Consider the following 26,680-nt stretch of genomic DNA (forward strand, 5'->3'; position numbering starts at 1 on the left):
CCCGTAACCCCGTAACCCCTAACTCAAGCCCCTCAGTAACTTCCACTTTTTCTAACGGACACCAGCGCCTTTATTGGAAATCGGCCTGTTTAATCAGGCTAACGGACCGTAATGCCTTTATTTCCAGCTTGAAAGTGCTTTTTAAGCGGAAAGACGGGAAATAAGGTCACTGGTGTCCGTTAGCCTGCAGAAACAGGCCTTTTGCTGAAAATAAGCGTATCTGAGTCCGTTAGCCCGAACGCTGGTAATAATATTACTTGGAGTAGCAACAACATATTTCGTAAAGAACAGTCGACGAGCCAGCCGAGCCAGCCGAGCCCTACGTTACATGAGTGTACTGCAGCAGGTGAACTTGCAGGTTATTGCCAGTAATGGCGGGAACCTGTCGGCGGATGGGCTAGATTAGGATAAGCCGCCGCATTGGATGAATTGATAAAAACACCTCCAGGAGAATAGGCTCTGTCGTTAGACGGAGATTCTGGAGGTGTTTTTGTATTTACGGAAATAACGGTTACTGGGAGCCCGCCCCAGCCACATCATCAGCCTTCACACAATCAATCGCCACAACAATCGCAATCATGATGGCCTCCATTTGCTCATTCAAAATATGAATCTTGTAGCTATCGCCCCAGGTGAACCATTCTTTGTTGACCTCACCAATGACTGAACCGTGCTGCAGGACCTGGAAGTCCATGTCCCACCAGTTTCCGCGTACCTCAATGCCGGCTGAATCTATGGTATAGCGCGCTTTTAGCAAAGAAAATTCCTTCTTGATCGTCAGTATCTCCCGGCCGTTCACCTCCACAAAGAACTTCGGCAGCAAGCTGAACACCTTTTTCGTAATCAGTGCGACCTCCTCTCCGCGGGCATTCATAATGGAGAACGTTTTGGGAATCTGCATAAAGCTGCCCTCTACCAGATAGACATCCTGCTCCTGCTGGTTCTTAACTGTAAATTTCCCGCTTAGACTGAATACCTTCTGCTTCATATACAGCTCTTTCATAATGAACCTCCTTCGCGGTACTCGCGCGGTGATTTGCCATGCCAGCGCTTGAACTGGCGGCTAAAGTGGGCGATATCCCGGTAGCCGAGAATCGCCGAGATGTGGCTTACCGGCAGACGCGGATCGTCCAGCAGCACCTTGGCCTCATGCAGCATCTGCCGGGATAAGAATTCTCTCGGGGAGAGGCCGAACACCTGCCGGAATACCCGGTAGCAGTGCGAGGAGCTGATGCCCAGCTCTGCCGCGATATCATCGACGCCAAGCGTCCGGTCTTCCTGTGCATCCTGCTTGAACTGCTGATAGACAAGACCTTGCAGGCGGCTGCGGATCTGGTGGGCAAGCTCGACCTTTTCGTAGCTGGCAGAAGCCTGCAGGTTGGCCTCAACAGAGAAGGCCTCCCACAGCTGGCCGAATAGTTCAAACACGGCAGACTGCAGCATCATCCGCTGGGACATTGTGATGTCCCCGTGAATCTGGCGGGAGATATCGACCAGCCGGGTGAGTGAGGGCGTTAGCTTATGGGCAATCGTGCTGTCAGCCTTGAACAATACATGATGCAGCCGGCTCAAGAGCGAGATTAGAATTTTATCGTCGATATCAAAATGGATACAAAAATACGTGAACGGCCGCCCGTTGCCGCTCTGGCTGGAGTGCGAGTCTCCCGGCCGCAAAAGAACCAGATCCCCGGCACGCTGCGTATAGCTACGGCTGTTGACGATGATCCGCTGTTCCCCGTCCAGCACATAGTTGAACTCATACTGCGGGTGGGCATGAATTGGATAACTCCACGCACCGCTTACCGTCCGCAGATGCATGCCGAACAAGTTCAGCGTTGTTTTGACGTCGGGGATAATGATTTCACTAATGTTCTGGCCGAGTTCAGGCGGCAAAAAAGCCGAAGCCATAGGCGGTTCCTCCCGGTACACAAGTTCTCTGTCAATTTTAGTATAGCGGAGTTTAGCTTGATTTGGGTAAAATTCTGCCTGATTTGGCAATGTTCCCGGCATAGAGCCCCGTGATAGGATGAGAATGGGCAATCTATAAACTGCCAAACTCGCATGCTGCGTACCAGGAAGGAGCCATTATGACAAAGTCTAATCCATTCTATAATGTCCAGCATTCACCTATCGGGGCATTTGCAAGCTTCACACTCGGTTTTAAAGGTAAAAACGGAGGGCTCGGGCTGGAGCTGGGCAAACCGGCTGACCAGAATATGTACATCGGATTTCAGTCTGCGGACGGTGAAAGCTATGAGGTGCTGCCCTTTTTTGAGCAGGTGGCAGATGCCGGAGCCAGATATGATATAGAAAAAGCGGATGAGACCGCAAAAATTAAATTGAAAGCGTTTCAAAATGAGGGAATCAGCCGGACGCTGGGAACAGCAAGCGATACGTGGCAGGCTGGAGACCTGACCTTCAAGGTGTATTCTCCCGTCCGGTCGGTACCTGATCCGTCCAAGGCTGATGAAGAATCGCTGAAGGCAGCGCTGCTGCCGGCGGTTTTTGCTGAGCTTACGCTCGACAACACCCGGGGGACCTTTGCCCGCAGAGGCTTTTTCGGCTACGAAGGCAGCGATCCGTACAGCTCCATGCGCAGGCTGGGAGATACGAGCGGAGGCGCTTTTCAGGGGATCGGACAAGGCCGGCTGACGGCTATTGCCTGTGCGGAGGAAGGCGTGCTGTCTGCGCTCGGATTCACCATGGAAAAGATTCTGGAGGCCAAGCTTGAGCATAATCTATCCTTTGGACTGGGCGGAACGGGTGCCGTACTGATGGACGTTCCGGCTGGCGAAAAGCGGACGTACCGGTTTGCGGTTTGCTTTTACCGCGGCGGTCTTGTGACTACAGGAATTGATGCCTGCTATGCGTATACCCGCTTTTTCCGGAATATCGAGGAGGTGGCCGGTTATGCACTGGAGCATTTCGGCGAACTGACCGCTGCCTGTACGGACGCTGATGCCTGGATTCACTCGGCCGGGCTTAGCGCAGACCAGAGCTTTATGCTGTCGCATGCGATTCACAGCTATTACGGAAGCACTCAGCTGCTGCATGACGGCGAGAAATATCTGTGGATTGTCAACGAAGGTGAATACCGCATGATGAATACGCTGGATCTGACGGCGGATCAGCTGTTTTTTGAGCTGGTGATGAATCCGTGGACGGTACGAAATGAGCTGGAATTGTTCGCGGACCGCTACAGCTATGAGGATAAGGTTGTATTTCCGGGCGAAACCAGGGAATATCCGGGAGGAATCAGCTTCACCCACGATGTCGGCGTAGCCAATGTGTTCTCGCGTCCGCAGTATTCCGCATATGAGCTGGCGGGGCTGGATGACTGCTTTTCCTATATGAGTCATGAGGAGCTGGTGAACTGGCTGGTCTCGGCGCTCGTCTATATTGAACAGACCGGGGACCGTGAATTCGCGGACAACATGCTGCCGGTGCTCCGGGCCTGCTTCGAGAGCATGCTGAACCGTGATCACCCGGACAAGGAGCAGCGCAACGGCCTGATGGGTCTGGACAGCAACCGGACGCAGGGCGGAGCCGAAATTACCACTTACGACAGTCTGGACACCTCGCTGGGACAGTCACGCAATAACATTTATATGGCGGGCAAATGCTGGGCGGCCTATGTGGCGCTGGAGAGGTTTTTCGGGCAGGAGGGACTGGCGGAGCTGGCGGCGGAAGCGGGACAGCAGGCGGATAAATGTGCTGCTTCCATTGCAGCAGAGTTGAACAGCGAAGGGTACATTCCGGCTGTCATTCACGAAAACAACGATTCGCGCATCATTCCGGCGATTGAAGGGCTGATCTTCCCGCTTTTCACCGGCTGTGAGGAGGCGCTTGATCCGGACGGCCGGTTTGCCGGGTACCTCAGTGCGCTGAACACGCATCTGCAGACGGTGCTGGTTCCGGGCGTCTGCCTGTTCGACGATGGAGGCTGGAAGCTGTCCTCTACCAGCAATAACTCCTGGCTCAGCAAAATTTATCTCTCACAGTTTATTGCCCGCGAGATTCTGCATCTGCCTTGGGAGGAGAGCGGCCATGCGGCGGATGCCGCCCATGTGGGCTGGCTGCTCCATCCCGAGCTGTCCTACTGGTGCTGGAGCGACCAGATTCTGGGCGGCCTGATCGGCGGCAGCAAATATTACCCTCGCGGCGTTACCGCCATCCTCTGGCTGCTGGAAGGCATTGGCAGCCGGTCGCTGACGGAGCTGGCTCGGCAGGCCGGCGCTAAATAGCTGACTATGCAACTAAGAGCAGGGAGGTTCTATAACTGCAGTTTGTGCAACAAAAAGCAGGGGAAATCCGCATGTGGACGAAATAGCTGCATTTGGTACAGCTAATCGGCTGATATAAACAGTAACATTATTCAGGCAACAATCAGGAGGGGATTTCCGGATGAATGAAGCAAACAGGATCAGCAAGCGGACACAGGATCATGGCTATAATGCCTGGTTAAGCTATCCCGAGCTTTCGCAGGGCAGCCTGCAGGAGCAATATGTGAAATGGTGCCAAGCGGTGAGCGTTACAGAGACGGACGACACGGTTCAGGCTGCGCTGGCGGAATGGAAGCAGGGCGTTGCTTCGATGCTGGGCATCCAGGTGCAATTGGAAGCCGCTCCTGCGAATACCGCAGCAAATGCCCCGGAGCATTCTGCCGGGGCCGGCGCAGACCCTGTCGTTGCCTTCGGCACCTTTAGTGGCGGCAACGCAATGATCGATAGTGTGTTTGCAGAGGCCGACATCCGCAAGGCTGGCCGCGAAGGCTTCGCCATCCGCACCAGCGTAGAGCATAACTGCATTGCTGTTGGTGCCTCCGCGCCTGCCGGGGTGCTGTATGGAGTATTCCATCTGCTGCGGCTCATGGGCACGCTTCAGCCCATCGAGGCACTTGATGAGGCTGTGAATCCGGTCAATAGCCTGCGGATGATTAACCATTGGGATAATTTTGACGGCAGTGTGGAGCGGGGCTATGCCGGCAGATCATTCTTCTATGATAATAACCGGTTTGTCGGGGATATGGAGCGGGTACGCGATTATGCGCGCCTGATGTCCTCAGCGGGGATCAATGCCATTGCAATCAACAATGTGAATGTGCATGCACTGGAGACGCTGTTCATCTCGGAGTATCTGCCGCAGGTGGCTGAAATCGCGGACCAGTTCCGGGTGTATGGCATTGGGCTGTTCCTGAGTGTGAATTTTGCCGGGCCAATGCAGGAAGGCGGGGCGGGTACCGCCGATCCGCTAGATCCGGGCGTACGCCGGTGGTGGCAGGAGAAGGCTGCTGAAATCTATCGGGTGATCCCGGATTTCGGCGGCTTTGTGGTCAAGGCGGATTCGGAGAACCGTCCGGGGCCGTTCACCTACGGCCGCGACCATGCCGACGGGGCCAACATGCTGGCTGAAGCGCTGGAGCCGTTCGGCGGCATCGTCATCTGGCGCTGCTTCGTGTACAACTGCAAGCAGGACTGGCGTGACCGCAAGACAGACCGTGCGCGGGCAGCCTATGACCACTTCAAGCCGCTGGACGGCAGATTCAAGGATAATGTCATCCTGCAGATCAAAAACGGGCCGATGGATTTCCAGGTCAGAGAGCCGGTCTCCCCGCTGTTCGGTGCACTGGAGCATACTAATCAGATCATTGAATTCCAGATCGCCCAGGAGTATACCGGCCAGCAGCGCCATGTCTGCTACCTGGTTCCCCAGTGGAAGGAGGTGCTGGAATTCCAGACCCTTGCCAAAGGGGAGGCTTCTCCGGTGAAGCGCATCGTGGACGGCTCGCTGTGGGGCAACCGGCACAGCGGGATTGCAGCGGTGTCCAACACCGGCAATGATATCAACTGGACCGGCCATCTGCTGGCCCAGGCCAACCTGTACGGCTACGGCCGCCTGGCCTGGAATCCCGAGCTCAGCGCTGAAGCAATCGCAGCGGAATGGATTGCCCTGACCTTTGGTGGCAATCAGGAGGTAGCGGATGTAATCAGCAGAATTTTGCTGGATTCTTGGGAAATCTATGAATCTTATACTGCACCGCTCGGAGTGGGCTGGATGATCAATCCGGAGCATCATTACGGGCCGAATGTGGACGGTTATGAATATTCGCAATGGGGCACCTATCATTATGCCGACAACCGCGGGATCGGGGTCGACCGGACGGTGAAGACGGGAACCGGGTACAGCGCCCAGTACATCGGCAGCAATGCTGCCCGCTATGAGTCGCTTGAGGAATGCCCGGATGAGCTGCTGCTGTTCTTCCACCATGTACCGTACACCCATGTGCTCCATTCCGGCAAAACCGTGATCCAGCACATTTACGATACGCATTTTGAAGGAGCCCAGCGGGCGGAAGGACTGTTATCCTCCTGGCAGACCCTGAAGGACAAGGTAAGAGAGGATCTGTATGTGCAGGTAGAGCAGCGTCTTACTGGGCAAGCCGCGCATGCGAAGGAATGGCGGGACCAGATCAACACGTATTTTTACCGGAAAAGCGGGATAGAAGATCAGGCGTCACGCACCATCTACTAAGAGGATATGACCATGACGATTACCTTCGGAACCATTATTGACTGGCTGACGGCCGGAATTCCCGTGCCGGAGCAGACGGTAGACAGGCTGGAAACAGGAACACCGGAGACAGAGGTGCGGGGAATTGTAACCGCATTTACCGCCTCGCAACATGTGATAGAACAGGCAGCTGGACTTGGAGCCAACCTGATCGTCTCCCATGAAGGAATCTATTACAGCCATCACGATCAGCGCGAACGGCTTAGTCAGGACGCTGTTTACCTCCGGAAGTCGGCGCTGCTTGCCGGACAGGAAACTGGTATTTACCGCTTCCACGATTATGTTCACCGCTATACGCCGGACGGGATAACCGAAGGGCTGATTGCAGCGCTGGACTGGCAGGCGTATGTGACGGAGCACCGCCCGGCGGTGTCCCTTCTGACGGTCCCGCCGATGACGGCCAGAGAGGCCGCTGAGCATGTGAAAAGTAAGCTGCAGATTGCCTATGTGCGTGCAGCAGGAGATCTTTCGGCGGCCTGCAGCAAAATTGGCATCCTGGTCGGCTACCGGGGCGGGGGCCAGCTGGCGATTCCCCTGTACGGGGAAGAGGGGCTGGATCTGATTATTGCCGGAGAAGGCCCCGAATGGGAAGCGCCGGAATATGTCAGGGATGCCGATCAGCAGGGGCGCAGCAAGGCGCTGATCATGCTCGGCCACGCCGAGAGTGAGGCGCCGGGCATGAAGCTGCTGGCAGAGCGGCTGGCGGCGCAGTTTCCGGCGGTGCCGGTGCATTTTATCCGGGAACGTCCGGTGTTTGAAGTGATTTAACGCCTGAACCTCCTTGCTGCCAAGGAGGTTTTTGGTTTTGCCGGCGTGTCCTGACAGCGGGACATTGCAAGCTTTTTTATGATAATGACAATCCATTATGCATATTGAACATTGCTCCGGGCGCTGGTTATAGCTTACATTGAAGGTGCATGAAATCGCATGAAGTCGCACAGGGCGGTAACCGGCCCATATTTTACAGTGGAGGTCATCATGTTGATCAAAAGTTGGAGAGAAGGAAGGGCGAGGCATTCAGCCATTTGTTTACTGGGCATTGCCCTGCTTGCCGGAGGATGCGGAGGCTCTAATAATGAAAGCGCTTTGAAGACGCCTTCGGGCAATCCGTCTGCGGAATCCGCTGATTTTTCCTATCCGATGGCGGGGGATATCACACTCACCTTTATGAATGAACAGCTGGGCGGGACGCCGGAGCGTCTGCCGATCGATGACGAGTATGAGCTCAGGACAGGGATCCGGATCAGGCAGCTCGGAGGCACGCGATGACCGACCAGAAATTCAGTCTGCTGCTGGCATCGGGTGAGCTGCCGGATATTTTTCTCAATACCTGGCTGCAGTTTCCCGGCGGTCCCGATAAAGCGGTGGAGCAGGGCTATATTCTCAAGCTGAATGAACTGATCGGCCAATATGCGCCCAACCTGAAACGAACGCTTGCAGAGCACCCTGAAATTGACAAAATGATCAAAACCGACGCCGGAACCTATTACGCCTTCCCGTTCATCCGTTCAGAAAACGGCAGGGTGTACGGCGGGCCGATCATCCGCCAGGACTGGCTGGACGAGCTGGGGCTTGGCATTCCGGAGACGATTGACGAGTGGCATACGGTGTTGACCGCTTTTAAAGAACAGAAACAGGCGGCCGCCCCGCTGACGCTCCGGACCTTGTTCCTGGGTGAGCGGACCGGCGGATTTGCCGGCGCCTTTGGGGTGATGGGCAATTTCTACGTCAATGACGGGCACGTGGTTTACGGCTATCTGGAGCCTGGCTATAAGGAGTACCTGAAAACGATGTCCCAGTGGTATAAGGAAGGGCTGATCGACAAGGATTTTGCCTCCATCGATGCGGCGACTGTGGATAAGAAAATGACCTCCGGCGAGAGCGGAGCGACAATCGGCTGGCAATTTTACATTGAGAGCTACAATTCGGCAGCACAGGCCGCCGGGAAACAGGCTGATTTTGCAGCCGCCCCGTATCCTGCAGCCGCCAAGGGGGAAACGCCGGAGTTCGGCCAGCTCGACAATGCCTATGCCGGAACCTACTCCGCGGCTATTTCGGCTAATACGAAGCATGTGGAGGCGGCGATGCGCTGGCTTGATTATGCTTTTACCGGGGAGGGGAGTATGCTGAATACCTTTGGCATTGAAGGAACTACGTATACTTTGGCGGGCGGCGAGCCGGTGTACACGGACTTTGTGGCGAATAACCCGGACGGTATTTCCAGTGACAAGGTAATGCTCAAGTACTCGCACAGCACGAACTTCCCGATGATTCAGCAGGATAATCATCTGCCGGTGAAGTTTGCCCAGACCACAGCGGCCCTGGACATCTGGAAGAATACGAACCACGAGCGCCATCTGCTCCCGCCGGTTACGCCGACAGGCGAGGAATCCGATGAGCTGGGCAGCATTATGAACGACATCAATACCCTGGTGAAGGAAGCGGAGCTCAAAATCATCCTCGGCACCGAACCGGTGGATAACTACGACAAATATGTGCAGCAGATGCGGGATATGGGGATTGAGCGGGCACTGGACATCCAGCAGGCAGCCTATGAACGTTATCTGAAGCGCTGAGACCGGGCGAGTATCCGGAGAAAAGAATACAGGAGGAGAGTACAGGATGAACACTGCACGCAAATGGAACGGGGGCTGGCAGTTCAGCAAGCAGCAGCTGGGCTCTGAGCTGACAAAAGTAATGGCAGAGGCGGCCTGGATGCCCGTTACCCTGCCGCATGACTGGCTGATCTACGATACGAATGCGCTCTATGAGAACGGGGAGGGCTGGTACAGCAAGACGCTTACGCTGGATAAAATACCGCCGGAGCGTTGCTGCTCTCTTCGGTTTGAAGGCGTATACATGGATTCTACGCTGTATGTGAACGGACAGGAGGCGGGAGACTGGAAGTATGGGTATTCCACCTTTGAGTTTGACATTACGCCTTATCTGCAGGAAGGTGATAATACCATTGTGATGCGGGTCGTCCATGAATCACCGGGCTCCCGCTGGTATTCAGGTGCAGGCATCTACCGTTCGGTATGGCTGCGTGAATATCCGCTGAGCCATATTGCAGCTGACGGAATCTACATTGCCGCGCGGCCGGCGGACGGCGGGAACTGGACGGTGGATGTGGATACAGAGCTGGAGCTGGCAGATACTGCCGACAGGCCGGGAGACAACGGGCAGATTCATGCAGCCGGCAGGGAAAAGGCAGCGTACACGCTTTGCCATACGGTGCTGGACGGGGACGGTAATGCTGTGGCCCGGGAGGAGTCCGCAGTGCTGATGACGGACGGCGGCGGGACTGTGCATGCCCACAGCAGGCTGGCAGTGGAGCAGCCGGTGCTCTGGGATATTGCCAGCCCGAGCCTGTACTGGCTAAAGACAGAACTGCTGGCCGGCGGGGCCGTTATCCAGGAGGAACGCGAGCGGTTCGGCTTCCGGACAGTGGAGCTGGATAGTGACAAGGGATTTTTCCTGAACGGACACTCCTTTAAGCTGAACGGGGTGTGCCAGCACCATGATCTGGGTGCGCTGGGTGCAGCGGTTAATACGGCTGCGCTGCGGAGGCAGATCGTGCTGTTGCAGGAGATGGGTGTGAACGCCATCCGCACTGCCCATAATATGCCTGCGGTTGAGCTGATGGAGCTGGCGGATGAAATGGGCGTGCTCATTGTTTCGGAGGCGTTTGACATGTGGGAGCGCAGCAAGACGCCTTATGACTATGCCCGTTTCTTCCCGGAATGGTGGAGGAAGGATATTGCCAGCTGGGTCAGGCGCGACCGGAACCGTCCGAGCCTGATCATGTGGAGTATTGGCAACGAAATCTATGATACTCATGCCGGTGAGCGGGGCCAGGAGGTTACCCGGATGCTGCAGGATGAGGTGCTGCTGCATGACCCGCGCGGCAACGGATTTGTGACGATCGGCTCGAACTATATGCCGTGGGAAAATGCACAGAAATGTGCAGACATCGTCAAGGTTGCCGGATATAACTACGGCGAGAAATATTATGATGCGCACCATGCGGAGCATCCCGACTGGATTATCTACGGCAGCGAGACCTGTTCGACGGTGCAGAGCCGGGGAGTCTATCATTTTCCGCTGGAGCAGCCGGTGCTTGCCGACGATGACCTGCAGTGTTCAGCGCTTGGCAACAGCTCGACCAGCTGGGGCGCGAAGAATACAGAAACCTGCATCACCGGAGACCGGGACGCCAAGTATTCCCTGGGACAGTTCCTCTGGACCGGATTCGACTATATCGGGGAACCGACCCCGTACCATACCAAGAACTCTTACTTCGGACAGCTGGACACCGCCGGGTTCCCGAAGGATTCCTATTATATTTATCAGGCGGAATGGACGGATTACCGCACCGCTCCGATGATTCATATCTTCCCGTACTGGGATTTCTCGGAGGGGCAGCTGATCGATGTCCGTGTCTGCTCCAACGCCCCGCGGATTGAGCTGTTTCTGGATGACGTATCGCAGGGAACCTATGATATTGACCATATAAACGGCCACCAGCTTGCAGGGAACTGGAAGCTGCCGTATAAGGCAGGGGTTCTCCGGGCCGATGCCTATGATGAGCAGGGGAATGTGATAGCCTCGGAGCAGCGTGCTTCCTTCGGCGATGCTGCCTCCCTTGTGCTGACAGCAGACAAGCAGGAGCTTGCTGCTGACGGGCAGGATCTGATCTTCGTTACGATCACTGCCGCGGATGCAGCGGGTCTCCCTGTGGAGAATGCCAACAACCGGGTGCAGCTGAGCATCGAAGGACCGGGACGGCTGGTCGGCCTGGATAACGGGGACAGCACCGATTACGATGCCTACAAAGGCTCAAGCCGCCGGATGTTCACCGGTAAGCTGCTGGCGATTATTGCCGGCACACTGGAGCCGGGGGCGATTACACTGCGCGCGGAATCGGCAGGTATTGCCGGTGCTGAAATCGTGCTGCAGTCCGTGCCTGCGGCTAAGGCCGAAGGAGCGGAGGAGCCGGTGCTATACGCGGACTGCCCGCTTGAAGCCGGCCGGATCGCCGGGGATACCGATACCGGCGGCGGAGCCTTGCCTGAAGTGCCGGTGCGGAAGCTGGAGATCCTCTGCCCGGAGGGCACAGTGCTAACCCCGGATAAGTCCGGCTTGCCCATCCTCGTGAAGCTGCATCCGGAGAACGCCACTTATCATGATGTGGAATGGCGCATCACCAATGCGGCTGGAGTAGATTCCAATATCGCTACGCTTGAGGTTAAGGAACAGGAAGTGCTGATTACCCCTCTCGGGGACGGAGACGTCTTTGTGCGGTGCGGAGTGCGCAACGGGGCAGAGGGCATCCGGATCTATTCACAGATGGAGATCAAGCTTAGCGGCTTCGGCCAGGCTTATCTGAATCCGTATGAATTCATCTCCGCCGCCTACCACAGCAGCGCCAGCTATAACCTGACCAACGGCAATGAACGCGGCGTAGCGACAGCACGCGAAGGGGAGAGTCTGATCTGCTTCGAGCGGATTGACTTTGGCAGCTACGGTGCTGATGAATTGACGATGCCGATATTCGCTCTCGACAGCGAGGAATATCCAATAGAGATTTGGGAAGGGATACCTGGCCAGTCCGGTGCAGTATTGCTGGACACAGTACTGTACCAGAAGCCGTCCCGCTGGAATGTATATCAGGAGGAGACCTACAAGCTGTCCCGGCAGCTGCGCGGCATTACAACGATCTCCTTCATCCTGCGGAAAAAGATTCACCTCAAAGGCATCTCGTTTGCCCGCCGGCACAAAGCGTTTGCCCGCCTTGGCGCTTTGGAGAACAGCCGCGTTTACGGCGATACCTTCTCCGTCACAGAGCGTTCGATTGAGGGGATCGGCAACAACGTGTCCCTGGTCTACGAGGATATGGATTTCGGTAAGCAGGGGGCAGTGCGGCTCCAGATTTGCGGCCGGTCCGGGCTTGCTAACAATACCGTGCACCTGCTGTTCAGCGGCCCGGAAGGAGACTTCAAGCAGCTCGTTGAATTTCCGGGAGCGGACAGCTATACGGTGCGGGAATTTGCGCTTGAGCCTGTACACGGCGCACAGACGGTAACGTTCCTGTTCCTGCCGGGCAGTAACTTTGACCTGCAGTGGTTCCGGTTTCTGCCGGGTGAAGCTGAGGGGAGCCGGGATTAAGACCGGCGGATAATGCCATGAAAATTGAAACAGCGGCAGCCAGGGATAGGGAAATCATGTCCCGGGCTGCCGCTGTTTTTATGAACTAAAGTTTCATTTTAGTCCAAATAAAATGAAAGACCGCTGTTGAGTGCGTCCCCTCTCAGGTTTAAAAAGAGGCTGCTTTTTTTTCATAGACTCAATGTCAATCAACTAGAACAACAAAGGAATTACGCAGATGCTTTACGTCGCTCATTGGGGGGCGCCCAAACATGCGTACATACTCTCGGCTGAACTGAGATGGGCTCTCGTAGCCAACGCGAAAACCCGCATCAGCGGCTTCTAGTCCCTCTGAGAGCAGCAAACGGCGTGCTGTCTGGAGCCGAATAGCCTTCTGATACTGCAGCGGGCTAATCGCCGTTACCTTTTTAAAGTGCTTGTGCAGAGAAGAAGGGCTCATGTTCGCTTCTTTTGCCAATTCCTCTATTACAAGAGGCTTCGAGTAATCACGTTTAATCAGATGAATTACTTTTGAAATGCCATGCGCATAGCTGCCGGTTACAGCAGATTGCCTGATTAACGATCCCTGCTCACTTTGCAGCAGACGATAAAATATCTCGCGAATAATAAGCGGCGCAAGAAACTCAATATCCCCGGGCGTATCTAGAAGTCTGGTAAGCCGAAGCAAACCGTCGAGCAGCAGAGGATCGGATTGCCCCACCCATATACCCCGCCCTGTCTTCCCCTTCCATTGAATACGGCTTTTATGAATGATCTCCAAAATTACTTCTGGATTAATGGACAATTGAAGACTAAGATACGGGAGCTTAGGCGAGGCCTGAGTGATTTGTCCGATTACAGGTAGATGCACTGATGTGATCATGTATTTAGTCGGATCGTATACATAATTTTCCCCGGCCAGCGCTGCTGTCTTAGATCCCTGTACAACTACATATAGAGAGGGCATATTGACTGTATGCATCGGTTCAGACATTTGACTAGCGCGCCTGAGGCACAGTTCTGGTATTGCCGAGATGTGTGTGCCGTCTGAAGGAGTCTGGCGTTTAATAAGTACAATCAGTTCTTCCAGATAAGCAGAAATTTTAGGGGCATAGGGTTGATCTTGCATCTTCCATCTTTCCTTTCCCGAACCGCTGATGGCTAATTATATCCGCACCGAAGAGGATTAGGCAAGAATCGTACATGATTAATCTACCTGGTTCAAACGATTTTTTCTTACAATACACTTGCAAGACCAATAGATTAAGAAAGAAGGATTGAACTATGAGCTTGGAAGGAAGTATGGAGAACAAAGCCGTCGTCATTACGGGTGCGAGCAGCGGCATTGGAGAAGCAACAGCATTATTACTTGCTGAGCGAGGAGCAAAGGTCGTGCTTGGGGCACGTGGGGTGGCTCGCCTTGAGGCACTAGCATCACGCATCAAGGAAAGGGGAGGTGAAGCTGTTTATGCAAGCACTGACGTGAGACGGCGTGAAGATTTGTCCAGACTCGTTGCGCTGTCCTGCGAACAGTTCGGGAAGATAGATGCGCTTGTCAGCAATGCCGGTGTTATGCCCATTTCCCCTCTCGATGATCTGCGTGTGGATGATTGGGAGCACATGATCGACGTCAACATTAAAGGTGTTCTGTATGGCATTGCAGCAGCGTTACCCATCTTTCGCGAACAGGGCTTCGGACATTTCGTGAACATTGCTTCTACAGCAGGACACAAAACTGTTCCTAATCAGTCGGTCTATTCCGGCACCAAATTCGCCGTACGTGCGATCTCGGAAGGGCTGCGCCAGGAGGCTGGCGATAAGCTGCGCGTAACCATCATTTCCCCCGGAATTGTACAGACCAATTTCACTGAGAGCTTAACAGACCCGGCATTAAGAGAGCAGCTCGCTTCTGTCCGGGATAAACTAGCGATGACTCCGGATGCCATTGCCCGCGCCATTGCATACGCAATCGAACAGCCACACGATATTGATGTGAACGAGATCGTGATCCGTCCGACGGCTCAGTTGTAACATAAATGTCTACTTGGGTTGTGGTACGGATATGGCCTACCCAGTAAATCATACGCCAGTTGCTTGTGATAAGGTTCATCACATTGGATCTTAGGCAATCCTGCCCTTTAACTTAATGGACAGCGGGCTACTTCGTTCTCTTGCTTCCTGTAAGTAGGGGATAGTGTAGTCGACAAAGTTAATACGCCATGAGCTGAGCAGGGTTTTGAGACAAATTAGTGTGTTCCGGATGGCGGATTGTGTATGCGTATCGCCGAAATGAAGGGCAAAAATGCCTTTGATTTTGCCCAAAGCGGGCGTATCGCCGAAATGAAGGGCAAAAATGCCTTTGATTTTGGAAAGCGGGCGTACCGCCGAAATGAAGGGCAGAAATGCCCTTGATTTTGCCCGACGCGGATTGTCCCGCTGACAGGCGTGCAGCACAGCCCCGGGGCCGTCCTAGCCCCGGATATAATCCGCAAAATTCTCCTGCAGATACAAGGAATTAATATCCTCCCGCAGATGGTGGTGGATCAGTGCCTCTAGCTTGTCTGTTTCGCGCTGCGTCATGTATTCCAGAATGTGCTGATGCTCGTTCCAGATTTCCTCCAGCTTTTCTTTGCGCAGCATGTGCAGCCTGCGGTAGCGGACATAATGCACATTGGACTGCTGAATCAGGTTCCACAGGTACTCCCTTCCGGCCAGCCGGAATAAGGCGGCGTGAAATGCATCGTCCAGGTTGAGGAACGGTTCGGTAGCATTCTCTTCACGGATGACGGCCTTCTGCCGGTCCAATATATCCTTCAGCTCATGCACACCTTTCAGGGCAAGATGCTCCGAGAGATATTTGATGATCTCCTTCTCCAGCACACTCCGAAGAAAAATAATCTGCTCCACCGACTCCAGATCGATAAAAGAGACCAGATTCCCCTTTTTGGGATAAATATCGATATACGATTCCAGACTGAGCTGCTTCAGCACATCACGCAGCGGGGTCCGTGAAATCTGGAACCGTTCGGATAGGACAGTCTCACTGAGGATAGCACCCGGTTTTAAGGTCAGGGTGAGGATTTCCTGCTTCAGTGTCTTCATAATTTCTTCTTTGATTGACATGGCTACATTTGCTCCATCGATTGTATTTTAAGAACTAGTATACATCATGCCGAAGGTTAATAAAAGAATACATTCAGGAGTCTTGTGAAAAAAGCCGCAAATTCCGCTATTGTAAGGGCATACATATATGATTTTAATTGGGCATTGACAACTTTATAGAGTATAAATTATGATCAAGTCAAACTTGTATACAAGATTGTTGTTTGTCAGTCTTACCTTTGGCAACTCGCTGTAAGTCTGATTGACACAATGCTTCTTCATTTTCTTTATACATCATAAGGAGGGTTTATTTATGAACATGACATGGAGATGGTACGGCGAAGGGAACGACAATATCACTCTGGACCATATCCGGCAAGTTCCGGGGGTAATGGGCATTGTATGGTCGCTGCATCATAAGGTGGCCGGTGAAGTGTGGGAGATGGAGGAGATCCAGAAGGTTGCGGATCAGATTACGGCCAAGGGCTTCAGCCCCGCTGTAGTTGAGAGTGTTAACGTTCATGATGATATTAAGATCGGCCTGCCGTCACGCGACAAATATATCGACATTTACATTGATACGATCCGCAAGCTGGCCAAAGTCGGCGTAAAAGTCATCTGCTACAACTTTATGCCGGTGTTCGACTGGACGCGAACGGAGCTGTACAAGGAGCTGCCGGACGGATCGAACGCCCTCTTTTATGAAAAGGCTGCCATTACCGATAATCCGCGTGAAATGGTTGACCGTATCCTCAAAGGCGCAGGCGAATTCACGATGCCCGGCTGGGAGCCTGAGCGTCTGGAGAGGCTCGATGATCTGTTCGCGGCTTATGCAGATGTGACAGAAGATAAATTGTTCGATAACCTGGTGTATTTCCTTGAGCGCATCATGCCGGTGTGTGAAGAAGTGGATATCAAAATGGCCATCCACCCCGATGATCCGGCCTGGCCGATCTTTGGACTGCCGCGCATCATCCGCAGCCGCGATACGATCCGCCGGATGCTGGATGCCGTAGACAGCCCTTACAACGGGCTGACCTTCTGTACCGGCTCGCTCGGCACGAATCCGGAGAATGATCTGCCTGCGATGATCCGCGAGTTCCATGACCGGATTTATTTTGCCCATATCCGTAACGTTAAGGTATTCGACAATGGCGACTTTATCGAAGTCTCACACCGCGGCCGCGACGGCAGTGTTGATGTGGCTGAGGTGGTAAAGGCTTATCACGAGAGCGGGTTCACCGGCTATGTGCGTCCGGACCACGGCCGTCACCTCTGGGGAGAAGAGAAGAACTGCCGTCCGGGCTATGGCCTCTACGACAGAGCGATGGGTATTATGTATCTGCTTGGCGTATGGGATAGCCTGGAGAATGTAAAGGAGGCGAAGTAACATGCTGCGCCTGACCCGATCCAGTATCCGGAATGAGGCGGCCTCCTGGGAGGCCGCCGGTGTAGAGCTTCCCAAGTTCGACTATGACGCAGTAGCGAAGAACACGCTGGAGAAGCCGGAATGGGTGCATTTCGGCGCAGGCAACATCTTCCGCGGATTCGTGGCCAATGCCCATCAGAAGCTGCTCGACGGCGGGGCGGCGGACACGGGGATCATTGCGGCGGAGACGTTTGATTTTGAAATGATCGACAAGGTATACAAGCCGTATGACAATCTGACACTGCTGGTGCTGATGAATGCACGCGGCGAGTTCCAGAAGAAAATCATAAGCAGCATTGTGGAAGGCATCACTGCCGACAAAACCCGTGAAGCGGATGACCAGCGGCTGACGGAAATCTTCGAGAACCCGAGCCTGCAGATGGCCAGCTTCACGATTACCGAGAAGGGCTATTCCCTGACGGGACCAAACGGCCAGTATCTCGGCATTGTGGAGAAGGATATCGCCGACGGACCCGGGCAGCCGATCCATGCGATGAGCATCGTGGCTGCCCTTGCATACAAGCGGTATCTGAAGGGCGCATACCCGATGACTTTTGTCAGCATGGATAACTGCTCGCATAACGGCGATAAACTCAAGAACGGGATCGTTACAATTGCCAGGGAATGGGCGGCAAAAGGCTCCGTGGAAGCAGGCTTCGTAGACTATCTGCTGAATGAGCAGCTGATTACCTTCCCGCTGTCGATGATCGACAAAATCACGCCGCGCCCGTCCGAAACCGTTCAGGCTGCACTGCTGGAGCAGGGCATCGGCGAAATGGATGTCATTGTTACCTCCAAGAATACTTACACCGCTCCGTTTGTGAACGCCGAAATCAGCGAATATCTGGTCATAGAAGACAAATTTACGAACGGCCGTCCGGCGCTTGAGCAGGCGGGGATTATTTTTACCGATCGGGATACGGTCAATAATATAGAAACCATGAAGGTAACCACCTGCCTTAACCCGCTGCATACGGCCCTTGCCGTAACCGGCTGCCTGCTCGGCTACACTCTAATCGCTGATGAGATGAAGGACGATACGCTGCGCAAGCTGGTTGAGATTATCGGCTACAAGGAAGGGCTGCCGGTTGTTGTTGATCCGGGTATTATCAGTCCGAAGCAGTTCCTGGATGAGGTGCTGAAGGAGCGCTTCGCCAATCCGTTCATTCCCGATGCGCCGCAGCGGATCGCTACAGATACCTCGCAGAAGGTCGGCATTCGCTTTGGAGAAACGATTAAGTCTTATGTCCGCAGAGAAGACCTGGATCCGGCTGACCTGACGGCCATTCCGCTGGCTATTGCTGTATGGTGCCGTTATCTGCTGGGGGTGGACGATAAAGGCGAGGCCTTTACGCTCAGTCCTGACCCGCTGCTCGAAACATTGCAGGGCCATCTGCAGGGTGTGAAACTGGGCGATACCAGCTCTAATGTGCGTGCTATTCTCGAAGATGAGCAGCTGTTCGGCGTGAAGCTGTATGACATCGGGCTTGGGGACAAGATCGAGGGTATGTTCTACGAGCTGCTGGCCGGACCGGGAGCGGTAAGAAGCACAATTGAGAAATACGTGAAATAAAGGCAGGGGAGCATACGTAATGAAAGGATTAATTCAGGAGGATTTTCTGCTGCAGTCCGAGGAAGCACGAATACTGTACCATGAGTATGCCAAGGCGCTGCCGATCATTGACTATCACTGCCATCTTGATCCCCAGGCCATAGCCGAAAATAAACGCTTCAGCAGTATCACTGATGTCTGGCTGGGCGGGGATCATTATAAATGGCGCGCGCTGAGAACGTTCGGCGTGGAGGAGAAATATATAACCGGTCCGGCTACTGATGAAGAAAAGTTCGCCAAGTGGAGCGAGGTGCTGCCCTATACGGTCGGTAACCCGCTGTACCACTGGTCCGCGCTGGAGCTGAAGCGTTATTTCGGTGTGGAGGAGCAGCTGAATCCGCAGAACTGGCGGGAGATCTATGGCCACTGCAACAAGCTGATTGCCACGGACGGCTTCACGGCTCAGGGGCTGATCACAAGCTCTAACGTGAAATGGATCTGTACCACCGATGATCCGGTTGACGATCTCAAGCATCATACTGAAATAGCGGCGCAAAAAGAGTTCAAAACCGGCGTCACGCCAACCTTCCGTCCGGATAAGGCCTTGTTAATCGGAGCCGAGACGTTTCCGGCTTATCTCGCCAGCCTGGAGCAGGCGGCAGGATACGAGATTACCAGCTATGCCCTGCTGGAACGTGCCTTGCTGGAGCGGATCGAATATTTCGACAAACACGGCTGCATGATCTCGGATCACGGCTTCACCGATTTGCCGTTTGAGGAGGCATTAGCTTCCGAGCTTGAAGCCATCTTCAGCAAGAGGCTGAGCGGACAAAGCCTCAGCAAGCTGGAATGTGACCGGTATGCAACGGCTCTGTTCCTGGCGATGGGACGCAAATACGCGGAGCACGGCTGGACGATGCAGCTGCATATCGGAGCGCTCCGCAATCCGAACACCCGGATGTTCCGGCAGCTCGGGCCGGATACGGGCTTTGATATTATCGGTGACCACAGCTATGCAGAGCGTCTCTACAAGCTGCTGGACGGTCTTGACCGGACAGGCGAGCTGCCGAAGACAATTGTGTATAATTTGAACGGCGCGCAGAATGATGTGCTGGCGGCGATGATCGGGGCTTTTCAGGGTGAAGGCATCAAGGGCAAGGTCCAGTTCGGCTCTGGCTGGTGGTACAACGACCAGAAGGACGGCATGATCAAGCAGCTGACCTCGCTGTCTAATCTCGGCCTGCTGAGCTGCTTTGTAGGGATGCTGACCGATTCCCGTTCCTTCCTGTCCTACACGCGCCATGAGTACTTCCGCCGGATTCTCTGTAACCTGATTGGCGGCTGGGTGGCCAGCGGCGAAGCGCCAAGGGATATTCCCTTCCTGGGCGGCATCGTGCAGGACATCTGCTACAACAATGCCGAGCGCTATTTCGGCTTAGTTGAAAGATTCTAATCTATCAGACTTTTATAGTTAAATTAAGTTCAATTCACGCAGAGCCCGAAATTAACGGGTTCTGCGTTTTTTTCATGTATAATTAGTTTCGTCCAGAAAGAATAGTCATAGGGAGCGGATAGAGAAATGAATGCTGGAGAGTTTCAACGGTATGTGAGAACGTTTAGTGAAGTTAAGGGCTTTGATACGAGCACGATCGAACAACGGATGCTGTATTTAATGACCGAGGTCGGCGAATTATCCAAGGAAGTGCTGTCCGTCTCCTTTCATCCGGATGAAGAACTCAAGGCCAATCTGGGCTATGAGATGTATGATGTGGTATGGAACATTTTTGATCTGGCGAACAAGCTGGGTATTGATCTGGAGCGGGCTTTCCGCGAGAAACGGGAGATTAATGACCGCAGAAGCTGGGATTGATCTGAAGGTACAGCAGGAATATATGGAATGGAAAGGACGAGCAGGAAATGTTGAAAACAGAATACATGGATGTATAGTCTTTTTCACAGCCGATGCCCGGAATTTATCCAGCATAATATCCTGATGCAAAAATGCCGTTTTAAATATCCGGCAACGGGTAAATTGGAAATGTGAAGCGCTATCCTGCATCAGTAGCTGCTGACAAACACACTATAACACCGGTCATGCAGGGGAGCCTCACAAATCCCGCCTCTGTCAGCCGAAAGAGAAAGCAGCGTCAAAGCGCAGGCGATGTCGTCGGATAACTGAATAAGCGGGACAGGCGGTATGCCGGCATTATCCGGTATACCTGTTTTGTTGTAGCGGAATCAGGCCTGCACAGCAGCATTTCCCTACAGCTCCCCAGCCGTCTTTTTACGGAAAAGATAAACCGCGTTGTCCTCAGACGGCGGCACAATCAGCGCTGACAGGCGCTCGTCTAACTCCATTGTAAACTTATCATCGTTATGGTAAGCCTCGAAATCACCGGTAATCTGCGGATTCCGCGTTCCAATCACGATATAGAGCTGCACGGAATCCGCCTTGAATACATGCTTTTCATACGGGTTCTTCGGCACGGGCCAGGAGCACAGCACCACTTTAGGGGTGTATTTTAGCAAGCGCCGTTTTCGCATCAGCCTTCTCCACGTAAGCCGGATAGTCGATATAATGCTTCCAGCTGTAATCATCGGTAGCGATGCAGACCGTACCCGCCTCATTCAGAAAACGTGTCAGCGTTCCATCCCCCGCAGCAATCTCCAGACATTTCCGGGCGCCGATCAACGCTGTCAGCTCCTTGATCAGTTCCTTGGAGTAGAAGCAGTAAATCCCCTTTTTGTTAACGAGCGGCATCAGAAGCTTTTTATCCTTAATGAATCTCCAGAAAAAGCGGAACAGGGGCAGTGACACAGGCTTGCGCTCGAACCCTTTGCGGAACAGCAGCCTTTGCAGGATGGTCCCGTCCCAGCGGTTAAAACGGACATTACCGGCAGGCGTTTTGGCGGACACCGCAATATTCAGCTGCTCCAGCAGATAGACCGCAAACCGCGCCTTGATAATATTCGGCAGAAAAGCATTCACGGTGGCTTCATTCATCCCGCTTTTGCTGATCTTGGTATTGGCTGTCTTGGCGCTGGCCGTGTACCGGTCGATGATGGCCTGTACTATATTCGCCGGGGTGCCCTTTTTCATTTCACCCAGCTCACGCAGGACCTCATCCTTATACTCCGGATATTGTTTCAGCAGTGCTTCGACACTGATTTCATTGGCCATTATTTTTCTGGCGGTTTCAATCGTAAACTTCCTCATTATGTAAGCTCCAGTGCTTCGTTTTTCTTTATTATAAAGAAAACAAGGAGCTGGTCCAAGACCAGCTCCTTGTTAAGCAAAGCAAAAGAATTATTCGCTGCGCAGAGCCACGACAGGGTCTTTCTTCGCCGCGAATTTGGCAGGAATGAAGCCGCCCAGCATGGTCAGGCCGACACTGAGCACAACGAGTCCGAAAGCATGCAGCGGGTTCAGCTGCGCGACATTCGACAGATCAGTAATCGACTTCAGAATGATGTTGACCGGAATGGTCAGCAGATAGGCAATCCCGATCCCGAGCAGCCCGGAGAGCGAGCCGATAATGCAGGTTTCTGCATTGAATACGCGGGTGATATCCTTTTTGCGGGCACCGAGGGCACGCAGTACACCGATTTCTTTTGTACGCTCCAGTACAGAAATATAGGTGATAATACCGATCATGATCAGCGATACAACCAGCGAGATGGAGGCAAAAGCGATCAGCACCATCGTAATTCCGTCCATAATACCGCTGGACAGGCTGGTTACCATGGCTGCAAGATCGGTGTACACGATCATTTCTTCCTTGCCGTGATCGTCATTCCATTTATCGAGATAGGCCACAAGGCTCTCTTTGGCTCCAAAATCCTTCGGATACAGGGAGATTGAGGACGGCGTCGCTACAGCGCCAAGCGCAGCGAGCGCAGCTTCCTGGGAGTTTGCGCTGCCCGGATCCGTACTTGTGCTTGAACCGCCCATGCCCATACCCATGCCCATGCCGCTCATGTCCATTCCGCCGATCTGGGAGAACACTTTGCCGGTTAGCACATTGACCTGATCCTGCTGCTCCTGGGCCTGCACAATGGCTGAGCCCTGTGCATTCTCAATGAACTGCTCCGCCAGGCTGTCGGAGTAAGCGATGCCCGCCGACATGGTGGACATCGGGGAGTCCTGCTGCTTGCGGATAATTCCCGAAATTTTCAGGGTAACGGCGTTAGCGCTGTTGTACATTTCACTCAGGTTGGCAGCGTTACCGTTCAGCTTGAACATGCCGTCTGCTTCCGTATAGAAGTCATCATTATAGATCAGCTTGAACTCACGGCCGACAACATCATCGAAGCTGACATTGGCAGCTTTATAATCTAACCCGAGCGCTTCGATAATACTCTGGTTCATCCGGTTGTATTCATCAACAACCATTACCAGATCGGTCGGTTGCTCAGGCAGGCTTCCGGCAAGCAGATCATAGTAATCCGCCAGATAGCTGCCTTCCGTACCGGCCGGCTTATCCGGGTAGGTGGTGAAGTTCAGGCTGGCTGTATCAACAGGAACGGCGGTTTCGCCGTCTGAACGCAGGATGTTCATGTTCACCTTGCGGCTGTAGGATACGCCATCCAGCAGGGCAGGGTCGATTTTGTCCAGATAGTCCAGATATTCCTGGCTCAGCTCATTCGTATGCAGAACCGTGTTGGCGGTTGGATCATACGGGTACACTTCAGAGGCATCGGTGAATTCGGTCCACTTCTTGTCAGCTTCTTCCGTTTGTGCTCCCGGCGGGTTAGACATATCAATCTGCGCGGCTGTTTCACTAATCGTCACCGGGAAGTTCGATAACGCCCCGGACTCATAGCTGCTGATCTGCTTATCGAACCCGTTCGATAAGGACAGGATCAGTGCAATGCCGATAATGCCGATGCTGGATGCGAAGGCGGTAAGAGCGGTTCTCCACTTTTTGGTCGAGATATTTTTGCCGGACAATTTGAGGGCGGTGAAATAGCTCATCGCCGTCTTTTTCAGCTGATAATTCGCGTTGGTTTTAAGGTCAGCCGGAGGGTTGGTATCGGAAATAACCTTTCCGTCCCTGAACTGCACAATCCGGTCGGCGTAGGCTTCGGCCAGCTCCGGGTTGTGTGTAACCATGACGACGAGCTTGTCTTTGGCGATTTCCTTGATCAGCTCCATAATCTGCTCACTGGTTACGGTATCAAGTGCGCCGGTCGGCTCGTCTGCGAGAATAATATCAGGATCGTTGGCGAGCGCTCTGGCGATGGCGACACGCTGCATCTGTCCGCCGGACAGCTGGCCCGGCTTTTTGTGGATATGATCCTTCAGCCCGACCTTCTCCAGTGCTTCCACTGCCTTGCGGTGCTTGATGTCGGCACTTACGCCGCTCAGGGTCATACCCATTTCCACGTTATCCGTGATGCTCAGGTGGGAGATCAGATTGTAGCTCTGAAAAATAAACCCTACACTGTTGTTGCGGTAAGCATCCCAGTCACTGTCCTTGAACGCTTTGGTTGAGGTTCCGTTAATAACCAGATCCCCGCTGTCATATTGGTCGAGCCCGCCGATGATGTTCAGGCAGGTGGTTTTACCCGAACCGCTGGGGCCGAGAATGGCCACGAACTCGTTTTTCCTGAAATCGAGACTTACATCATTAAGTGCAGTTTGCGTGAAACTGCCGGTGGTATAGCTTTTGGAGATGTTTTTAAGCTGCAGCATACCGTTAATCTCATCCTCTCTTCATCCATGAATCTCTGTCTTTGTGCAAAGCGTAACATACATTTATGAACTGAACATCAACTCGTACCGCCCCGGACAGCAGGAGGGTGGCTGATACATAGTAAGTGATACGCGCTAAAGTTCATAATGGGTTCATATAAATATTGTACAATGTGAACAGGCATTGGAATTGCAGGACGGTTGTAATGACTTCTAAGGGATTGCGGGTGTATTTCACGTTTTCTTATTGAGAGACTAAGCATAGAGGAAATCAAGCGGACGGCGGCGAATGACATTGTATCCGGAATAACCAGATAGTCCTTGTATCCAGGACAATGCTAACACCACTATTTTAAGGAGATTATATATGTCCTATAACAACTCCAATAAAACAATAACTACGGAACGGCTGCTGCTGAGAATGTTCACCTCATCTGATGCAGCGGCGGTAGCCAGGCTGTGCAACAACTATAATATCTACAAAACAACCCTATACCTCCCGTATCCCTACACGATAGATGATGCCCTGAGCTGGATTGACCGCCATGAAGCTAATTTTGAGGCAAGGCTGTCGTATGAATTTGCCGTAACAGACAAGATCAGCGGAGCATTATATGGTGCGATAGCCTTGTCCTACACTGAAAAATCCAATAACGGGGAGCTGGCCTACTGGATTGGCGAAGAATTTTGGGGAAACGGATATGCAACCGAGGCGGCAGAGGCAATGGTGAAGTATGCTTTTGAAGACAGGCTGTACCATAAGGTATTCGCCCGTTACTTCAGTTCCAACATAGCCTCGGGTAAAGTAATGGAGAAAATAGGCATGAGTAAGGAAGGAATCCTGAGGGAACATATAAGAAAAGATGGCGAATACCACGATCTGGTGCATTACGGAATGATCCAGCCGTAGAAAAATGAAGTTGCTCGGGTAAAAAAGGAATCATCGTCTGAATCAGCATATAAACAAAGAAAAGAACGGCATCCGATGCCGTTCTTTTTTGTACATTAGCAGGAGTGAGTTACCTCAGCGATCTTATTTCGCACCTTTATTCTTCAGAATTTCCTGTACCTTGCTGACCATCGCGGTCCCGTCTGTACGGGTGATCGGGTCTTTCGGATTGAAATTGCCGCCTTCGTCCAGGCTGACAATCTTCAGGGAAAGCGCCGTCTGGATCGCCCCGGAGTTCAGAATATCCATTTGATCCTCGTCTGCAATCGCAACCGGAACGAGCTTATACATCGGCAGCTGGCCGCTTGTCTGCAGCGTATTAATCAGCAGGTAGGTGAAGGCTTCTCTGCTCATGCTGGCTTCAGGGGCGATCTTGATCTGCAGATCCGCTTCGGGGCCTACGGCTTCCTTGATCAATTGAACGGCTTCTTCTGCGGTGAGGATTTCGCTCTGGGCAGCCGGTGCAGGATGCGCCTTCAGGTAGGCCAGCGCATTGCTGATCTCAACCGCAGCCTCAGCCCGGGTAATCTGCTGCTTCGGATTCAGCTTGCCGCTGCCGTCCAGCTTCACAACCCCGTAAGCCAATGCGCGCTGGATCGAGCCTGAATACTCTGCTGTGACCTGATCCTGGTCTGCGAATTCCACAGGAGCGATCTTGATCATCGGCAGCCGGCCGCCCAGCTCAATCGCATCAATAAGCTGATGGGTAAAGGCCTCGCGTGTCAGCTTGCGGCCCGGCTGCAGATCAGCCGGCAGGTCCAGGCCGTGGACACCTGCAATAATGAGCGCCTGCGCGTACCAGGCAGAGTCATTGGCGTTGGCGAAATAATCCGAAGCCTTCGGCGCCTTCACAAACCGGATTGTATCCAGATTGAGGCCGGCGGCATTGACGATCATCTGCACGCCTTCCGCTTCAGAGATCGGCAGATGCGGGCCGAACTTTGTCGCGCTGATTCCTTTGATTAGCCCCATATCCTGCAGGGCGATGATTTTTTCTTTATCTGCTACATTATTCAGATCGGTAAAAGCGGCGGCGGAAGCGAATTGTTCCCCGGCAAAGCTGAACGCGATGGCGGCAGCGGCGGATAATGTAACGAGCTTGAATGATTTTTTCATTAGAGTTCACCTCAGGAAGTAGTTTGTGGTATTTGTTTTCATAGACGGACGATGGCACAAAAAGGTTACAACGATTTTTTTTATCCGCCGGAATGAACGATTCGCCCTGGCTGTTCGTAT

At 53.3% G+C, this 26,680-nt stretch carries 21 protein-coding genes; 12 read left to right on the forward strand and 9 right to left on the reverse strand.

From position 1 onward, the window contains the following. Nucleotides 1–511: 511 nt before the first annotated feature. Nucleotides 512–1,003, reverse strand: a complete 492-nt coding sequence (locus AWJ19_RS27835; protein ID WP_068728452.1) for an LURP-one-related family protein — start codon at nucleotides 1,001–1,003, stop codon at nucleotides 512–514. Then, the gene (locus tag AWJ19_RS27840; RefSeq protein WP_068728453.1) at nucleotides 1,000–1,908 is read right to left on the reverse strand and encodes an AraC family transcriptional regulator; all 909 of its coding nucleotides are present in this window, start codon (nucleotides 1,906–1,908) and stop codon (nucleotides 1,000–1,002) included. The genes AWJ19_RS27835 and AWJ19_RS27840 overlap by 4 nt, the downstream gene beginning before the upstream one ends. A gap of 179 nt (nucleotides 1,909–2,087) precedes the next feature. Between AWJ19_RS27840 and AWJ19_RS27845 the strand changes: the two genes are divergently transcribed. The 6 genes from AWJ19_RS27845 to AWJ19_RS27865 all read left to right on the forward strand — a co-directional run bounded on the left by AWJ19_RS27845 (nucleotide 2,088) and on the right by AWJ19_RS27865 (nucleotide 12,738). After that, nucleotides 2,088–4,244 carry a glycoside hydrolase family 52 protein gene (locus AWJ19_RS27845; RefSeq protein WP_068728454.1) on the forward strand — a complete coding sequence of 719 codons (2,157 nt, stop codon included), beginning with the start codon at nucleotides 2,088–2,090 and terminating at the stop codon, nucleotides 4,242–4,244. A 160-nt stretch (nucleotides 4,245–4,404) separates the two neighbouring features. Further along, entirely contained in the window at nucleotides 4,405–6,531 is a 2,127-nt protein-coding gene (locus AWJ19_RS27850) for an alpha-glucuronidase family glycosyl hydrolase (protein WP_068728455.1), read from the forward strand. A 12-nt stretch (nucleotides 6,532–6,543) separates the two neighbouring features. After that, nucleotides 6,544–7,338 carry a Nif3-like dinuclear metal center hexameric protein gene (locus tag AWJ19_RS27855; protein WP_068728456.1) on the forward strand — a complete coding sequence of 265 codons (795 nt, stop codon included), beginning with the start codon at nucleotides 6,544–6,546 and terminating at the stop codon, nucleotides 7,336–7,338. Nucleotides 7,339–7,548: 210 nt separating this feature from the next. Continuing rightward, nucleotides 7,549–7,839, forward strand: a complete 291-nt coding sequence (locus AWJ19_RS36975) for a hypothetical protein (RefSeq protein WP_241781917.1) — start codon at nucleotides 7,549–7,551, stop codon at nucleotides 7,837–7,839. Continuing rightward, nucleotides 7,836–9,146 (forward strand): extracellular solute-binding protein, encoded by a 1,311-nt coding sequence (locus AWJ19_RS27860; protein ID WP_241781918.1) that lies wholly within the window; start codon nucleotides 7,836–7,838, stop codon nucleotides 9,144–9,146. Before AWJ19_RS36975 ends, AWJ19_RS27860 begins: the two co-directional genes overlap by 4 nt. Before the next feature lie 46 nt (nucleotides 9,147–9,192). After that, complete coding sequence (locus tag AWJ19_RS27865; RefSeq protein WP_068728457.1) at nucleotides 9,193–12,738, forward strand: sugar-binding domain-containing protein; 3,546 nt, start codon at nucleotides 9,193–9,195, stop codon at nucleotides 12,736–12,738. A gap of 184 nt (nucleotides 12,739–12,922) precedes the next feature. On the opposite strand, the gene AWJ19_RS27870 is transcribed toward AWJ19_RS27865, so the two are convergent. After that, nucleotides 12,923–13,846: an AraC family transcriptional regulator gene (locus AWJ19_RS27870; protein ID WP_068728458.1), complete on the reverse strand. Its 924-nt coding sequence runs from the start codon at nucleotides 13,844–13,846 to the stop codon at nucleotides 12,923–12,925. A 155-nt stretch (nucleotides 13,847–14,001) separates the two neighbouring features. Here AWJ19_RS27870 and AWJ19_RS27875 point away from each other — a divergent pair, with 155 nt between their 5' ends. Next, entirely contained in the window at nucleotides 14,002–14,748 is a 747-nt protein-coding gene (locus tag AWJ19_RS27875; RefSeq protein ID WP_068728459.1) for an SDR family oxidoreductase, read from the forward strand. Between the two features lie 90 nt (nucleotides 14,749–14,838). On the opposite strand, the gene AWJ19_RS36040 is transcribed toward AWJ19_RS27875, so the two are convergent. Together AWJ19_RS36040 and AWJ19_RS27880 are read right to left on the reverse strand one after the other, a co-directional pair. Continuing rightward, complete coding sequence (locus AWJ19_RS36040; protein WP_198536656.1) at nucleotides 14,839–15,171, reverse strand: hypothetical protein; 333 nt, start codon at nucleotides 15,169–15,171, stop codon at nucleotides 14,839–14,841. 15 nt (nucleotides 15,172–15,186) lie between these two features. Next, nucleotides 15,187–15,840, reverse strand: coding sequence for a GntR family transcriptional regulator (locus tag AWJ19_RS27880; RefSeq protein WP_068728460.1), 654 nt, complete (start codon nucleotides 15,838–15,840; stop codon nucleotides 15,187–15,189). 292 nt (nucleotides 15,841–16,132) lie between these two features. Here AWJ19_RS27880 and uxuA point away from each other — a divergent pair, with 292 nt between their 5' ends. From uxuA to AWJ19_RS27900, 4 genes are all read left to right on the forward strand, one after another. Next, nucleotides 16,133–17,209, forward strand: a complete 1,077-nt coding sequence (uxuA, locus tag AWJ19_RS27885) for a mannonate dehydratase (protein WP_068728461.1) — start codon at nucleotides 16,133–16,135, stop codon at nucleotides 17,207–17,209. Between the two features lies 1 nt (nucleotide 17,210). Continuing rightward, nucleotides 17,211–18,821 (forward strand): mannitol dehydrogenase family protein, encoded by a 1,611-nt coding sequence (locus AWJ19_RS27890; protein WP_068728462.1) that lies wholly within the window; start codon nucleotides 17,211–17,213, stop codon nucleotides 18,819–18,821. 19 nt (nucleotides 18,822–18,840) lie between these two features. Further along, entirely contained in the window at nucleotides 18,841–20,253 is a 1,413-nt protein-coding gene (gene uxaC, locus AWJ19_RS27895; protein ID WP_068728463.1) for a glucuronate isomerase, read from the forward strand. 126 nt (nucleotides 20,254–20,379) lie between these two features. Next, nucleotides 20,380–20,670 carry a MazG-like family protein gene (locus AWJ19_RS27900; RefSeq protein WP_068728464.1) on the forward strand — a complete coding sequence of 97 codons (291 nt, stop codon included), beginning with the start codon at nucleotides 20,380–20,382 and terminating at the stop codon, nucleotides 20,668–20,670. 392 nt (nucleotides 20,671–21,062) lie between these two features. Here the strand turns inward: AWJ19_RS27900 and AWJ19_RS36045 are convergent, their stop codons facing one another. From AWJ19_RS36045 to AWJ19_RS27910, 3 genes are all read right to left on the reverse strand, one after another. Continuing rightward, complete coding sequence (locus AWJ19_RS36045) at nucleotides 21,063–21,344, reverse strand: hypothetical protein (RefSeq protein ID WP_198536657.1); 282 nt, start codon at nucleotides 21,342–21,344, stop codon at nucleotides 21,063–21,065. Then, complete coding sequence (locus AWJ19_RS27905; RefSeq protein WP_198536658.1) at nucleotides 21,310–22,017, reverse strand: hypothetical protein; 708 nt, start codon at nucleotides 22,015–22,017, stop codon at nucleotides 21,310–21,312. Before AWJ19_RS27905 ends, AWJ19_RS36045 begins: the two co-directional genes overlap by 35 nt. A gap of 90 nt (nucleotides 22,018–22,107) precedes the next feature. Then, on the reverse strand, nucleotides 22,108–24,495 hold the full coding sequence (locus AWJ19_RS27910) for an ABC transporter ATP-binding protein/permease (protein ID WP_068728465.1): 2,388 nt from the start codon (nucleotides 24,493–24,495) through the stop codon (nucleotides 22,108–22,110). A gap of 367 nt (nucleotides 24,496–24,862) precedes the next feature. Between AWJ19_RS27910 and AWJ19_RS27915 the strand changes: the two genes are divergently transcribed. Continuing rightward, nucleotides 24,863–25,405 carry a GNAT family N-acetyltransferase gene (locus AWJ19_RS27915; protein WP_068728466.1) on the forward strand — a complete coding sequence of 181 codons (543 nt, stop codon included), beginning with the start codon at nucleotides 24,863–24,865 and terminating at the stop codon, nucleotides 25,403–25,405. A gap of 123 nt (nucleotides 25,406–25,528) precedes the next feature. On the opposite strand, the gene AWJ19_RS27920 is transcribed toward AWJ19_RS27915, so the two are convergent. Then, nucleotides 25,529–26,560 (reverse strand): S-layer homology domain-containing protein, encoded by a 1,032-nt coding sequence (locus AWJ19_RS27920; protein WP_068728467.1) that lies wholly within the window; start codon nucleotides 26,558–26,560, stop codon nucleotides 25,529–25,531. Nucleotides 26,561–26,680: the final 120 nt, after the last annotated feature.

Source organism: Paenibacillus sp. DMB5 (genome assembly GCF_001517085.1).
Taxonomy (GTDB): Bacteria; Bacillota; Bacilli; order Paenibacillales; family Paenibacillaceae; genus Paenibacillus_AQ.